Below are 14,458 nucleotides of genomic sequence, written 5' to 3'. Positions count from 1 at the left end.
CTCGCGGCCTGTGGATAACTTCGCCCCGGCGCTTGCCGGCGGGGTCGTTGTCAGTGCCGTCTGCTTCCATCGATCTCACGTGGTTCGAGCGGTTCCGGGGCTCGGTCGCGGTGCTGCGGGCGCGCTTGCGGCTCCGGTCCGTCACCGTCACCGGCCGGCTGCGGAAGGGAGGGGTGGGCGTGGACGACCGTAAACTCGCGGGTCGGGGCGCGGGACAGCCGAGACGCGAGCGGCGAACGGCAGGTGCCGGGACGAGGACGGGTACAGCGGCGCCGACGAGGCAGGCGCGACGAGCGCGACGGGCGCGAGGGAAAGGCAGCGGTATGGCGGAGAGCAGCGGGGCGGCAGGGCAGTGGGTGCCCGCGGCCGACCTGCCGTCCGCCGGGAATGCCGCGGGCCGGGCGGGGTGGGAAGAGCGGGGGAGTGCGGACGATTCCGCGTTCGTCCGCTGTGCCGTGGTCTTCCTGCCTGCCGAGCCGCCCCGGGCGGGCCGGTTCGCTTTCTGGCGCCCGGACGGTGGCCCTCTCCCGAGTACGCCCACGGCTGGGCGAGAGGAATCCGCGGGCGCCCACGTCGGGGTGGCGGAGCCGGGAACGGCGGACGCCGCGGGCACGGTTGACTCGGCAACGGGTGACTCGGCGGTCATGGTCGGCGCGGCGGGGACGGATAACCCGGCGATCACGACCGGCGCGGCGGGAGCCGTCGAGCTCACGGTCGCGCGTCGGCACGGCAACGGTGCCCGCAGACGTGCGGTCCCCGCGGTGCTGCTTTCCCTGGCCGAGGCGGTGCCGCTGCTGGCCCGCGCCCGGCACGACCCGTCCGCTCAGCCCGCCGCGGCCTGCTGGGGCGCGGCCGTTCTCCATGCTCTCCATCTGACCGCCCGTGGCCGGCTCCTGCCCGGGCTGACCGCGCAGGACAACGACGCCTGGCGCGCCGGACCGCTGGAGCCCGAGGATGTCGCGCACCTGCGGGCGGTCGCCGCCGCCATGCCGCCCGAGGCGTACGCCGTTCCGCTGCCCGACACCAGTCCTCTCCAGGTCCACGATCCGGTGCTGCTGGTCAGGGCTCTTGTGGACGCGGTGGCGGACGCGCTGCCCCGTACGCCCGCGGCGGCGCACCTGACGGGCGCGCCCTTCGCGGCGACCGAGCCGCAGTATCTGCCGGCCGCACGGGACTGGGCTGCCGAAGTGGCGGCCGGGGCCGATGCCGGGGTGCGGCTGTCATTGCGGCTCGATCTGGCCGCCCACGGGCTCTTCGACATGCGGGAGGAGCCCGCGGACGAGGAAGCGGGTGGCACCTCCGGTGAGACCGCCCCGGACCGTGCCGCGGCGGAAGAGCGCAGTGCCGCTGCGGCCGTGCTTCAGGTGCACAGCCTCACCGACCCCACCCTCGTCACCGACGCCGTACACCTGTGGGAGGGCGAAGGCTCCGATCACTTCGGCCCGCGCGCCCGTGTCGACACCCTCCTGGCCTTGCGCCGGGCCGCCCGCGTCTGGCCCCCGCTGTCCCGCTTCCTGGCACGGCCGGTGCCCGACGTCCTCCCGTTGACCGAGGAGGAGCTGTACGAGGTGCTGGGTGACGCGGCGCCCCGCCTGGCCGCCGCCGGCATCGCCGTGCACTGGCCGAAGGAGCTGGCCAGAGGGCTGACCGCGGCTGCCGTGATCCGCCCGGCTCCCGGCTCGGCGGCCGACGGATTCGGTTTTTTCGACACGGAGAAGTTGCTGCAGTTCCGCTGGCAGGTGGCTCTGGACGGCCTGCCGCTCTCCGAGGCGGAGATGGACACCCTCGCGGAGGCCCACCGGCCCGTGGTGCGGCTGCGCGACCAGTGGGTGCTGGTCGATCCGGCGCTCGTCCGCAAGGCCCGCAAACGCGAACTGGGCTATCTGGACCCGGTCGACGCCCTGGCGGCGACGCTGAACGGCACCACCGAGGTGGACGGCGAGGAGGTCGAGGTGGTGCCCCTGGGCGCCCTCGCCGCCCTGCGCTCCCGTCTGACGCGGGAAGCGCCCGTCCCACCGCAGCCCGCCGGGCTGAACGCGACCCTGCGCGACTACCAGCTCCGCGGTCTGGCCTGGCTGGACCGGATGACGTCCCTCGGGCTCGGCGGCTGTCTCGCCGACGACATGGGCCTCGGCAAGACGATCACGGTCATCGCCCTTCACCTCCACCAACGGCCCGCCGCCCCCGTCCTCGTGGTCTGCCCGGCTTCCCTGCTCGGCAACTGGCAGCGCGAGATCGAGCGCTTCGCCCCCGGCGTCCCGGTGCGTCGCTTCCACGGCACCGGCCGCAGCCTGGACGACCTGGACAGCGGCTTCGTCCTGACCACGTACGGCACGATGCGTTCCAGTGCCACCGCACTGGCCGCCCGCCCCTGGGCGTGGGTCGTCGCGGACGAGGCGCAGCACGTGAAGAACCCGCGGTCCTCCACGGGCAAGGCACTGCGCGGCATCAAGGCCCCGGCGCGCATCGCTCTCACCGGCACCCCTGTGGAGAACAACCTGTCCGAGTTGTGGACCCTCCTCGACTGGACCACCCCCGGCCTCCTCGGCTCCCTGAAGACCTTCCGCGCCCTGTACGCCCGCGAGGTCGAAGGTGGTGAGGACCCGGAAGCCGCCGAGCGCCTCGCCCGGCTGGTCCGCCCGTTCATCCTGCGCCGTAAGAAGTCCGACCCCGGTATCGCCCCCGAGCTGCCGCCCAAGACCGAGACGGACCACCCGGTGGCGCTGGGCCGTGAGCAGGCCGCGCTGTACGAGGCGGTCGTCCGCGAGACCCTGGCCCGTATCGAAGCGGCCGAGGGCATCGCCCGCCGCGGACTCGTGATGAAGCTGCTGACCGCCCTCAAACAGATCTGCAACCACCCCGCGCAGTACCTGAAGGAGGCCGCGCCCGGCCTGGCGGCCCGATCGGGGAAGCTGGAGCTGCTGGACGAACTGCTCGACACGATCCTCGCGGAGGGCGGCGCGACGCTGATCTTCACGCAGTACGTGGAGATGGCGCGGCTGCTGGAGAAGCACCTGACCGCGCGCGGCATCGGCAACGCCCTTCTGCACGGCGGTACGCCCGTCAAGCTCCGCGAGGAGATGGTCGACCGGTTCCAGTCGGGCCGCACACTGGTGTTCCTGCTTTCCCTGAAAGCCGCCGGCACCGGACTCAACCTCACCCGGGCGGGCCACGTGATCCACTACGACCGGTGGTGGAACCCTGCGGTCGAGGAACAGGCCACCGACCGCGCCTACCGCATCGGCCAGACCCAGCCCGTCCAGGTCCACCGGCTCATCGCCGAGGGGACGGTCGAGGACAACATCGCGGAACTGCTCACCGCCAAGCGGGCCCTCGCGGACGCGGTCCTCTCCGGGGGCGAGACCGCCCTCACCGAACTGACCGACGCCCAGCTCGCCGACCTCGTCTCCCTGAGGAGGGCCGGATGAGCCCCCGCCCCCACCCCTTCCCCGGAGACGGCGCCGACCGCTTCCCGCCGCCGGGCAACGCCGCGTCCCCGGCCGCCCGCCCCGGCCGCGGCCCCGGGCAGGACGGGCGGGCGGGGGCCATGGACCGCTCCGACCGTTCGCGTACGTTCCCGCCGCTGCCGCAGCGTTCCGGCGCCCGGGGGCTGTTCGCCGAGTCGTGGTGGGGAAGCGCCTGGCTGGACGCACTGGAGACCTCGGCCCTGGACACCGCCCGCCTCGCCCGCGGCCGTACCTACGCGCGGGACGGCAACGTTGACACCATCAACATCACCCCCGGGCGCATCGCCGCCTCCGTACGGGGCAGCAGGCCGCGCCCGTACAACGTCGTCATCCGCCTCCAGCAGCTCGCCGGCGACGAGTGGACCGCCTTCCTGGAATCGGTCGCCGCCGATCCGGCTCAGCTCACCGCCCTCCTGGCCAAGAAGCTGCCGAAGGCCGTCGCCGAAGCGGGCGTACGGCTGCTGCCCGGCCCGGGCGACCTCGTACCGCGCTGCTCCTGCCCCGACCACGGCAATCCCTGCAAGCACGCCGCCGCCGTCTGCTTCCAGGTGGCGCGGCTGCTGGACGCCGATCCGTTCGTGTTGCTCCTCCTGCGCGGCCGCGGCGAACGCGAGCTGCTCGACGAGCTGTCACGCCGAAACGCGACACTGACCGCCCGTGAATCCCGCAGCGCTCAACTCGCGCCGCCCGACACGGCTGCCGGCCCGTCGGCCGACGCCCGCAGCGGTCCTCGCGCCGACGCACGGGCGGCGGCTGCCGCGGCCAGGGCGGCGAGGACCGCCGCTGCGCCGGCGAGTTCGGCGGCCTCCGAGGCGGGCAGGTCGAGCGATAGTACGAAGGCGGAGTACGCGCTGTCGGGTCCGGCCGGAAACTTTCGCCCGCCGCGCGGTGTGCTCGCCCGTGCAGCCCTCGCCGACCGGCTGCTGCCGCCCCTTCCGCCACCCATGCCCCTGCCGCCACACCCGGGGCACGCTCCTGCCCTCCCGGACGCCGACGGCCTTCCGCTGGACGCGGGCGCCCTCGAATTCCTCGCCACCGACGCCACCGCCCGAGCCCACGCCTACCTCAGCTCCATACCGGCCATCGGCCCGGAACCACAGGCCGGCGGCCCCCGCTCCCCGGTGTCCCGCCCGGCCGGGCGGGGGCTACCCCAGACGTCCGGCCGGTCCCCGTTCCCCGCCCTCACGCCTTGGCAGGACGGCATCCGGCTGGCCGCCACCGCCCACCCCACCGCCGGCCTGACCTCGACCACCCGCGCCCTCTACCGCGACCTCGCCGCGGCCACCGGCCGCACCGTCACGGACGTGGCCCGCGCCGTCGCGGCCTGGCGACAGGGCGGCCTCGAAGGACTGACGCTGCTCGACACCACCTGGAATCCGCCGGCCGGTGACTTCGACCGCGCCCGCAGCGCCCTGATCGCCGCCGACCTGCCCGCCCTCAAGCCCCGGTACAACCACCTCTCCGACCCCGCCCGCGGCATCCAGCTCCGCTTCGGCCGCGACAACCGCTGGTACCCGTACGAATCCGACCCCGGCACCGAGGACTGGTGGCCCACCGGCCGCGCCGACGCCGACCCCGTAGGGGCCCTGACCGCGCTGCTCGGACCATGACTAACCTCGGAGCCGTGGAAGGTCTCGACACACTCACCCGCTCCCTCGCACAGCGCACCCCCGAAGAGCTGGCCGCCCTGCTCGCCCGCCATGCGGAACCGCTCTCCCGCAGGCCCGCGCCCACCAGGCTCCGCGAGCTGGCCGGTGCCCTGTGGTCGTACGAAACCCTCCACCACACCGTCCTCCACCTCGACCACCCCCGCCTCCACCTCCTCGCCACCACCGCCCGCATCAGCCAGGACCTGGCCCGCAGCGCCGCCCCCGTCCCCGCGGCCCCCGCCGCCGGAGCCGACTACCAGTCGCTGATGGCGCACCGGCTCTCGTTCCCGGACCTGGCCACCGAACCGGTCCCGCCGGACGACGCCTACCGGGCCCTCGGTGCCACCGCTCCCGGCCCGGCCCGCGACGCCGTCACCGCCGCCCTGGAACTCCTCTACGCGGACGGACTCGCCGCCCCCACCGAGGACGGTGCCATCGTCGTGCCGCCACGTACGCCGCAACTCCTGGCCGCCCATGACCTGGGGACCTTCACCCCGGTCGCCCCGCATCTTCCGGCTCCGGGAACCGCCGCGTCGGTTTCCACCGCCTCGGGGGCCAGCGCGTCGGTTTCCACTGCCCAGGGAACCGCCGCATCGGTATCCACCGCCCGGGTACCCGCCGCACGGGAAGCTGCCGCGGCGGACACCGGCGTGACCGGCGCGCCCGTGACCGGCGCGCCCGGTGCCGCCGCACCCGAAGCGGTCGCCTCCGCCGCGGCCGCGCTCCGGAACGAGTCCCAGGCCGCCGCGTCCACCCTCGCCGCCACCCTGGACCGGCTGCTCGCCGCGCTCGCCGCCCAGCCCGCGGCCCTCCGCAAGACCGGTGGCCTGGCGCTGCGCGAGATCAAGCGCTTGGCCAAGGCGGCGGGGACGACCGAGCCCCGCGCCCGGCTCCTGCTCGACCTCGTGCTCGCCGCCGACCTCATCGCGTTGACCCGGACCCCTGCCGGTATCACGGCAGTGCCCACCGGGGCGTACGACGCGTGGCTGGCCATGGCGCCCGGTGAGCGGCTGGCCCCGGTCCTCACCGCCTGGGCCACCCTCTGGGCCATCCCCACGTACACGCCCTTCGGTGAGACCCCCACCGCCCTGGTACGCGGCGAAGACCGGCATGCTCCGGCCCTGCGGCACGCCCTCCTCAAAGCACTGGCCACCGCCCCGGCCGGTGTGCGGCCCGCACGGTTGTCGACGGGTACGCCCCTTTCGGCCCGGCCGTCCGAGATGCCGGACCGTCGGCCCGACCTGCCGGCTCTCCTCGACGCCGCGGCCTGGCACCGTCCGCTGGCCGTGGTCGGCGAGCCGTTGGCCGAGGACCGCGCCGCCCACCTCCTCGACGAGGCGGCCTTTCTCGCGCTCACCGCACACGGCGCTTTGACCCCGCTGGGACATGCCCTGCTCGCGGCGTCTCCGGCGGACCCCGGAGTGCTCCGCGCCGCCCTCCGGGAGCTCCTTCCGCCGCCCGTCGAACAGGCCCACTTCCAGGCCGACCTGACGGCCGTCGTGCCGGGGCCCCCGTCCGCGGTCCTCGCCGACCTGTTGTCCTCGGCCGCCGACCGCGAATCCGAGGGCCATGCAGTGACCTGGCGGTTCACCCCGGCTTCCGTACGCCGGGCCCTCGACACCGGACGTGGAGCCGCGGACCTGCTAGCCGCCCTCGCCGAGGTGTCGGCGGCTGGCCCTCTGCCGCAGCCTCTGACCTATCTGGTCCAGGACGCCGCCCGGGCCCACGGCCGGATGCGCGTACTGCCCACCGCCTGCTGCATCCGTTCCGACGACGAGGCACTGATCCGCGAACTCGCCGCCCACCGCGCCCTTCAGACCCTCGGCCTGCGCACCATCGCTCCCACGGTCCTCGTCAGTGCCCGACCGCCCGCTGAGACACTCGAAGTGCTCCGCGGCGCCGGTTACGCCCCCGCACTCGAATCCGAGACCGGTACCGCGTCCGTCGAACGCCTCGCCGGACACCGCACCAGCGTCAGCTCGTCCGGCCCCGCTACCACGCCCCTGGCTCTCGCTCAACGGCTCCTTTCGGGGGTGATGAGCGGAGCGAACGGCGGTGACTGTCAGTGAGGTCAAGTAGCTTTGGGGAACAAGGAGTCGGAGAGGCGGACGAGAGCCGTCGGAGGACTCCATCCGGCCTGGCCGGGCGGGGGACGTCATCCCCTACCGTGGCAGCGACGCACGTCCGTACATCTCGTACGGCGGGACAAGGGGGACCGATGGACGCGGAGTTGGCGACACTCGCGGCGGCGGGAGCGACGGCGCTGGTGCAGCAGATGGTGACCGAGGGATGGACACAGGCGCGGCAGCGGGTGGCGGAGTTCTTCGCGCGGCGCCGGGGCGGGGGCGAGGAGGAAGCCCTCGTAGGGGAGTTGGAGGTATCGCGAGCGGAGCTGGTGGCCGCGCAGCGCAACGGCGACGAGGACGGCGCGGCCGATGTGACTGCCGAGTGGCGGGTGAGGCTGCGGCGGGCGTTGCGCGACGACCCGGCGGCGGCCGAGGAACTGCGGCGGCTGCTGGCGGAGCTGCGGCCGGACGAGGGCGTCAGGGTCGAGGTGAGAGAGGTGCACAACACCATCAGCGGCGGGACGCACAGCGGGACGACCATTCAGGCCGGCGTGGTCAACAGGCTGGACGCCCGTGGTAGCGGCCTCGGGGAAGGGCCCGCCCGTGGCTGACCTGGGGCCCGGCGGCCCCGACCCTTCCTCCGCGCCCGATCCGGCTGCCGCCGATTCGCCGATCGCTGATTCGCCCATCGCCGATTCGGACACCACCGATCCGGCCGTGTCCGGCCGGGCGGCTTTCGGTGTGCGCAACGTCATCAGCGGCACGGTGTACGGAGCCGCCGTACAGGCCCGGACCATCGGCTCGCTGACGATCCAGGAGGCCGCACCGGTGATCATGCCGGGCGCGCCGGTGCCCCGTACGCTGCCCCCGGGGACCCGCCATTTCGTCAACCGCGACGCGGTACTGGCCGAGGTGACGCGCTTATTGGACGAGGCGCTGCCGACAGGCGGCGCCGAAGGCACGGGGGACATCGGCGCGCCTCTCGTGGTCGTCCTGTGGGGCCCGGGCGGCGTGGGCAAGACGGCCACCGCTCTGCGCCTGGCCGCCGCGCTGCGCGGGCGCTTCGAGCAGGGCGAGCTGTACGCGGACCTGCGCGGGGCGTCCGCCGCGACGGCGGCCGGCCCATCCGAAGTGCTGTTGCGCTTCCTGCGCGACCTCGGTGTCCACCGCGCCTGGATACCGGTGGAGCCCGACGTCCAGGAGAGCACGTTCCGCAGCGTGACGGCGGGAAAGCGCATCCTCACGGTGCTGGACGACGCACATTCGGCCGCCCAGGTACGGCCGCTGCTGGCCGCGTCCCCGGCCTCTCTGACGATCGTGACCAGCCGAACCGACCTGGGCCGCCTGGCGATCGAGTACGGCGCGCACGTCATACGGCTCGGGCCGCTGCGCACGCCCGACGCCGTGGGGTTGCTCGCCCGGCTGGGCGGTACGGGACCGGGAGTCGAGGCGGTGGCGCGGCGGTGCGGCGGAATGCCGCTCGCGCTGTGCGCGGTCGGGGCACGCGCCGCGGGCAGGCCACAGCCTGACTGGGAACTGCTGGAGCGCGAGCTGGGCGCGAGCGACGAGGACGACAGCGGACGGATCAGCGCCCACGCCGCCGACGGGGGCGACAACAGCGCCCATGGGGGCGACAGCGGCCCACACGAGGGTGACGGGCCCGGGAGAGATGGGGCCGGGGAAGGCGGCCGGGGTGCGGCGGGTACCGGGCGGCGCCCCTCTGGCGAGCCATCGCGTACGCCGCATGGCGAGGACGCGCCGACCGACGTATCGACCGACCCGCCGATCGATGTTCCGTCCGACGAGCTGCCCACCGCGTCGGATGCCCCGATGCGTCGCGCGATGGACGCCTCGTACGGGAGCCTCTCGGAGACCGCGGCCCGGCTGTTCCGGCTGGCGAGCCTGCGACCGTGGCGGCATGTGACGCCGGGCGCCGCCGCGGCCGCGGCGGGAGTCCCCGAGGATGCGGCGAGTACCGCGCTCGCCGAACTGGCCGACGCGCGGCTGCTGGAGTACGTGGCCGGTGGTGAGGGGACGGCCGAAGCCGGGGCCGCAGGCCGAGCCGACGCTTCTGACCAGGCGCGTTACCGGTTTCACGACCTGTGGCGGCAGTATGCGGAACGGCGCGCGCTGACACAGGACGGCATCGCGGGAGCCGCGGCGGCTGTCCGCCGGACGCTGCTCTGGTACGTACGTGCCGCGGCCGCGGCCGACGCCTGTGTGCTGCCGGGCCGCTGGCATCTGGGCCCCGCGTACCCGCGGTCGACGGGCCGGCCCGCCGCCTTCGAGAACGGCCTCGGCGCGCTGGCCTGGCTGCGGGACGAACGGGAGAACCTGGCCGAGGCGGTACGAGCCGCGGCGGATCACGGGCTCGACGACCTGACGTGGCAGTTGTGCGAGGCCATGTGGGGGCTGCACCTACGGCTCGGGTTCCACCAGCAGTGGGTCGCCACTCACCGGCTCGGCGTCGAGGCCGCTGTCCGCAGCGCGGAGGAGTGCCCCGAGGCCGAGGGGCGGATGCGCGCCCAACTCGGCTTCGCCTACCTGGGGCTGGCGGAGTACGGGCAGGCACAGGAGCAGTTCGAGGGAGCGGCCGCGGCCGACCGGCGTGCCGGTCACATACGGGGTGCGGCGACGGCGGTGGAGTCCTTGGGGCTGCTGCATCTGAAGCAAGAACGGTGGGGCGAAGCCGCCCAGTGCTTCCGGTCGGCCAGGGAGCTGGCCCGGCAGGTCGGTGACCCGCGTGCGCTGGCGCTGCTCGAACACCACCTGGGGCGGTCGCTTCAGGGCATGGGCCGCCATGAGGAGGCGATCGGGCAACTGCGGCACGCTCAGGAGCTGATACGCGCGCTGCCCGATCCGTACAACGAGGCAAGGGTCCTGATGAGCCTCGGGCGGGCCCTGCTCGACGCCGGGCGTGTCGAGGAGGCCGACGAGCCGCTCGTCCGGGCCGCGTCGGTCATGGCGGCGGAAGGCTCGGTCGTCCAGCAGGCGGACCTGGCGGAGCTGCGCGCCGACCGGGCTGGCCGGGCCGGGGACACCGCGGACGAGATCAGGTATCTGCGGGCTGCGCTCGACGGCCACGAGAGGACGGGCTCGCCCAGGACCGGTGCCGTACGGGCACGGCTCGAACGGGTGGGAGCGGCCCGGGGGAGGGCGGCTTCGTGCGGAGAGGTCAGGGAGGAGGAGTGATCGTCACCTGAAGGTGGTGGTCGGTGCGGCCCGTCACCACGACCAGGCCGCCGAGAAGCTCATCGATGGGCTTGCCGCGCTCGTACCAGGCGTAGAGGGCAGAGGCGTAGACGGCCGGATCACACAGGTCGCGGTGGCCGTCCGCGCCGGGCGCCGCGGTGAGGGTGACGAGACGGCCGTCCGGTATGCGGACGAGGCAGGTGTCCGGCGCGGTGACACACGCGGCCATGGCGCAGTGCGGGTGGCGGCGCATCGCCGCCCGCGTCCACGCCTCGGGTTCGGTCCGGGAGTCGTGAAGCACCAGATCGGCGAGGGCGAGCCGGGTCGGATCCGGGGTGTCCTCGTGGACGGCGGTGTGAGCGGCGGCCTGGGGCGAGGGGTGGTCGGCGGCCGGATCCGCGGACGGGTTCGGGGCCGGTTCCGGGTACGCCGCCGTGCCGAGGCCGTCCGCGTGGCGGGTGACGGCTATCCGGGGAGGCGCGGCGGGGCGACGGTCGCGTACGTGGGTCAGGACGTGGAGGGGAGCCAGAAGAGGGGCGGCGGACGGGATCTCGGAGGCCCGGCCCCCGTACGCGGGGTCGAGCAGACGCGGCAGGTATGCCGGAGGGCCGGGCTCGGCGAGGCCCATGAGGCCGTAGAACGTGCGCCGGAGCAGGGCGGCCGAGGCGCCCGGAGAAGAACTGGCCAGAGCGGTGAGCTGGGCGTACCGGTCGGGGTGGTGGCGGGCCAGCAACGCGTCGAGCTGGCGGGGCAGCGGTTCGTACGGGCGCAGCCGGGGAGCCATACGGCCCAGTTCGGCGACGGGCGACGCCGGGTCGAGGTCCTCTTCCGGGAACGCGCCGAGCAGTACGGGCGTACCGATGGCGGCCGCGTAGTACGTCACGCTGCCGTGATCGCCTATGACGGCGTCGGCTGCCGCCAGGACCTGCCGCCACGGCCCGAGCGGAGGTACGACGGTCAGCCCGGCCCGTTCGGCGTGGCGCAGCCAGGCACGCACCTGACCGGGGCCGTGTCCGTGCCAGATGTTCGGATGCAGGACGGCGCAGCGGCGGTAGGAGTCCACGGGCAGCTCGCGGGTGAGGCTCTCCAGGAGCCAGGGCAGGACGTCGTTGGCGTCGCCGAACAGGGAGCGGGGGCCCCACGTGGAGTTGACGACGACGAGGCGCTGGCCGGCGGACACGCCGAGCGTGCGGCGGAAGCTGTCGCGGTGCGGGAGCGCGGACAGCAGGCGGTCGAAGCAGGGGTCACCGGCGAGTACGGCCGTACGGGCCGCGGGCGGGCAGGCGTAGCGCAGGCGTGCGAGCTGCTCGGGGTGGGACAGCACGGTCGCCGTCGCGATGGGCTCGCCGTCCCGCAGCAGCCACTCCGGCGAGAGCCCGAAAACCGGCGCCCGCACGGCATCCGGCCCCGCCCCCGGCTCCCGGCTCCCGGTGTCCGGTGTCCGGTGTCCGGTGTCCGGTGTCCGGTGTCCGGTGTCCGGTGTAGAAAGCCTTTTATTATAGCCAATGCCGTGCGACAGGATGGCCAACTTGCCTTTTACTCGCTCCAGTTCACCTCCGTAGCTGGCACTGACCGCCAGGTCCACCGGGGTCTCCACGGCCTGGTCCCAGGGCAGCACGGGCAGCCCCGCGTCCGCCAGCAGTTCCGGTACGCCGTGCAGGTACGGCGAGGAGCCGGTACAGGTGGCCAGGCACTGGACGCGGGGGTCGGCGTCGAACAGCGGGAGCACGTCCAGGAGCCGGGTGGCGGAGGTGACGTTGTGCACCACGAACAGGACGCGCGCGGTTCCGGCCCGGGTGGACCACTGCGCCGCCTCCGGGCCGACCGGAACCCGCAGCCACCTCGGCCCGTCCGCGACCGCTTCCCCCACACGCCTCACCCTTCACTCCTGGTTTGACCGGTCACCCTAGCCGGTGTGCCCGCCCGTCCGGGGCGCCCGGCAGAATGAAGACGTGCGGCTCGAAGCGATCACCTGGGACCGGCTGACCGACGCGCTCGCCGAGCGCATCGGCGCGACAGTGCCGGCGGACGGCGGCCTGTGGCCGCGCGTCGCCGTCGACGGAGCGCCGGTCGCCCGCACCGCGGACGTCGCCGGACAGCTCGCCGAAGCGCTGCGGCTGCGCGGCAGGCCCGTACACGTCGTCGCGTCCGACGGCTTCCTGCGCCCCGCCTCCCTCCGCCTGGAGTACGGGAAGCAAGACCCCGACGCGTACTACGACGAGTGGTTCGACCGGCAGGCGCTCTGGCGGGAGGTGTTCACGCCGCTCGATCCGGGCGGTACGGGCCGGGTGCTGCCGGACCTGTGGGACCCCCGGGCTGACCGGGCCACTCGCAGCCCGTATGTCGAACTGCCGCCGGGCGGCGTACTGCTGATGCACGGCCCGCTGCTGTTCGGGCACTGGTTCCCCTTCGACCTGTCGGTCCACCTGAAGCTGTCGCCCGCCGCGCTGGCCCGCCGCACTCCGCAGGACGAGCGGTGGACGCTGCCCGCTTTCGCGCGGTACGAGGACGAGGTGCGGCCCGAGGAGGCCGCCGATGTCGTCGTGAAGGCGGACGATCCGAACCGCCCGGCCTGGAACGGAGCCGGCTGACCCGGCGGTCCCGGTTGCCGTTGCCGTTGCCGTTGCCGTTGCCGTTGCCGCGACGGGCCGGCCCGTCGCTGACAACCCGGCACGGCCGAGGACGGCGCCGGATAGCGTGGGCCGACGACCATGACGGGCGGGAATCCGGGAGGCCGCGGCACATGGAGGACATCGACTGGGACACGGACGCGGCGCGGTGGCTGAACCCACCACCGGAAGTGGTGCGTGAGCCGGGACCGTCGGGCGGCGGGCCGTTGGTCGTCACGAGTGCCGAGGGAAGCGACTTCTGGCGGCGGACCGGTTACGGCTTCGTCCGGGACACCGGCCACGCGCTGCTGACGGCCTTCCCCGCGGACTCGGCCGTCGAGGTGTCCTTCATCGCCGCTTTCGACGAACTGTACGACCAGGCCGGGGTGCTGGTGCGGGTGGACGAGCGCACCTGGGTCAAGGCGGGGGTGGAAATGAGCGACGGCGTTCCCCAGTTGGGCGCGGTGGTCACCCGGGAGTGGTCGGACTGGTCGCTGGCGCCCGTACCGGCCTGGGCGGGGCGTGAGGTCACGGTGCGCGCGAGCCGCAGCGGGGACGCGCTGACCGTACGGGCGCGGCGTGAGCAGGAGCCGTGGCGCATGGTGCGGCTGGCGCCCCTCGCCCGGGACGCGAAGGCGTTCGCCGGGCCGTTCTGCTGCTCGCCGCAGCGGTCCGGCCTGCGGGTACGGTTCATCCGCTTCGCGACCGGCGCGGCCGACACGTCTCTCCACTGACCAGGAGGGCCCGCGCGGCCCCTTAGCGTCCGGCGTCGGCCAGGGCCAGCAGCTTGGTCACCGTGTTCCAGTTGCGGGCCGTGGCCGTCACGCCGAGCCGCGCGCGGGAGACCGCTTCGGCGAGTCTGGAGCGGCCGATTCCGTTCGGACACCACAGGTACAGCTCACGGCCGACCAGCCGGAACTGGTCCGGGGCGTACGCGTCGGAGTCCAGCGCCTCCAGCGGGGCCGTGTCGGTGGGGGCGTCGGACAGGAACGTCACGTGCAAGGTCTTCGGCTCCGCCACCGCCTGCGGGAAAGGATTGGCCGCGACCGTGGCGGCCAGCTCGTCGCGCGTCCGGACCAGCACGGGGACGGCAAAGCCCAGGTCGTCGGCGATCCGGGCCTCGATACGGCGCGCGGTCTGCGCGGGCGGTGTGCCCGGGTCGGCGAAGACGATGTTGCCGGTCTGCAGGAGGACGGTCACGTCCGTGTGGCCCAGCGACGCGAACAGCGCGCGCTGCTGCGCCATGGGGAACTTCTTGTGGCCTCCCACGTTGATGCCGCGAAGCAGGGCTACCTGACGGGACATGGCAGATACGCGTCTTTCGTGTGAAGGGCCGGAGGAAAATCGGCGGATCGGCGGAGTGGCGCATGGGCGGGTTGGCGGATCGGAGGGGCGGAGTAACTGGAGGTACGGGTGGGAAGACGGGGGGCGAGGGCCCGGCTGTCAGCTCTTATGGAGCGGGGGCGTCGCGAGGC

Annotated in this window: 9 protein-coding genes; 7 read left to right on the top strand and 2 right to left on the bottom strand. The window is 74.0% G+C overall.

Features of this window, described 5'->3' with window-relative positions; all coding sequences use genetic code 11:
- Positions 1-323: 323 nt before the first annotated feature.
- From ACH4EB_RS00365 to ACH4EB_RS00345, 5 genes are all read left to right on the top strand, one after another.
- Positions 324-3,428: an SNF2-related protein gene (locus ACH4EB_RS00365; RefSeq protein WP_398345001.1), complete on the top strand. Its 3,105-nt coding sequence runs from the start codon at positions 324-326 to the stop codon at positions 3,426-3,428.
- On the top strand, positions 3,425-5,077 hold the full coding sequence (locus ACH4EB_RS00360) for an SWIM zinc finger family protein (RefSeq protein ID WP_398345000.1): 1,653 nt from the start codon (positions 3,425-3,427) through the stop codon (positions 5,075-5,077). The genes ACH4EB_RS00365 and ACH4EB_RS00360 overlap by 4 nt, the downstream gene beginning before the upstream one ends.
- Positions 5,074-7,185 (top strand): helicase-associated domain-containing protein, encoded by a 2,112-nt coding sequence (locus ACH4EB_RS00355; protein ID WP_398344999.1) that lies wholly within the window; start codon positions 5,074-5,076, stop codon positions 7,183-7,185. The genes ACH4EB_RS00360 and ACH4EB_RS00355 overlap by 4 nt, the downstream gene beginning before the upstream one ends.
- A gap of 149 nt (positions 7,186-7,334) precedes the next feature.
- Positions 7,335-7,793, top strand: coding sequence for a hypothetical protein (locus tag ACH4EB_RS00350; RefSeq protein ID WP_398344998.1), 459 nt, complete (start codon positions 7,335-7,337; stop codon positions 7,791-7,793).
- Positions 7,786-10,374, top strand: a complete 2,589-nt coding sequence (locus tag ACH4EB_RS00345) for a tetratricopeptide repeat protein (RefSeq protein ID WP_398344996.1) — start codon at positions 7,786-7,788, stop codon at positions 10,372-10,374. Before ACH4EB_RS00350 ends, ACH4EB_RS00345 begins: the two co-directional genes overlap by 8 nt.
- Here the strand turns inward: ACH4EB_RS00345 and ACH4EB_RS00340 are convergent.
- Positions 10,358-12,253 carry a hypothetical protein gene (locus ACH4EB_RS00340; RefSeq protein WP_398344995.1) on the bottom strand — a complete coding sequence of 632 codons (1,896 nt, stop codon included), beginning with the start codon at positions 12,251-12,253 and terminating at the stop codon, positions 10,358-10,360. The genes ACH4EB_RS00345 and ACH4EB_RS00340 overlap by 17 nt on opposite strands.
- A 73-nt stretch (positions 12,254-12,326) precedes the next feature.
- On the opposite strand from ACH4EB_RS00340, the gene ACH4EB_RS00335 reads away from it, so the two are divergent.
- Positions 12,327-12,965 carry a uridine kinase gene (locus ACH4EB_RS00335; protein WP_398344994.1) on the top strand — a complete coding sequence of 213 codons (639 nt, stop codon included), beginning with the start codon at positions 12,327-12,329 and terminating at the stop codon, positions 12,963-12,965.
- Positions 12,966-13,117: 152 nt separating this feature from the next.
- Positions 13,118-13,717: a DUF1349 domain-containing protein gene (locus ACH4EB_RS00330; RefSeq protein WP_398344993.1), complete on the top strand. Its 600-nt coding sequence runs from the start codon at positions 13,118-13,120 to the stop codon at positions 13,715-13,717.
- A 22-nt stretch (positions 13,718-13,739) separates the two neighbouring features.
- Here the strand turns inward: ACH4EB_RS00330 and ACH4EB_RS00325 are convergent, their stop codons facing one another.
- Complete coding sequence (locus tag ACH4EB_RS00325; protein ID WP_398344992.1) at positions 13,740-14,288, bottom strand: DUF1697 domain-containing protein; 549 nt, start codon at positions 14,286-14,288, stop codon at positions 13,740-13,742.
- Between the last annotated feature and the right edge of the window lie 170 nt (positions 14,289-14,458).

Origin of the sequence: Streptomyces sp. NPDC018045, assembly GCF_044327445.1 — a bacterium.
Classification (GTDB): Bacteria; Actinomycetota; Actinomycetes; order Streptomycetales; family Streptomycetaceae; genus Streptomyces.
This window is presented reverse-complemented; position numbering and strand designations above follow the sequence as displayed.

Coding starts and splice junctions, on each gene's coding strand:
- ACH4EB_RS00365 (WP_398345001.1), top strand. CDS start 324: ATGGCGGAGAGCAGCGGGGCGGCAGGGCAGTGGGTGCCCGCGGCCGAC.
- ACH4EB_RS00360 (WP_398345000.1), top strand. CDS start 3,425: ATGAGCCCCCGCCCCCACCCCTTCCCCGGAGACGGCGCCGACCGCTTC.
- ACH4EB_RS00355 (WP_398344999.1), top strand. CDS start 5,074: ATGACTAACCTCGGAGCCGTGGAAGGTCTCGACACACTCACCCGCTCC.
- ACH4EB_RS00350 (WP_398344998.1), top strand. CDS start 7,335: ATGGACGCGGAGTTGGCGACACTCGCGGCGGCGGGAGCGACGGCGCTG.
- ACH4EB_RS00330 (WP_398344993.1), top strand. CDS start 13,118: ATGGAGGACATCGACTGGGACACGGACGCGGCGCGGTGGCTGAACCCA.
- ACH4EB_RS00325 (WP_398344992.1), bottom strand. CDS start 14,288: ATGTCCCGTCAGGTAGCCCTGCTTCGCGGCATCAACGTGGGAGGCCAC.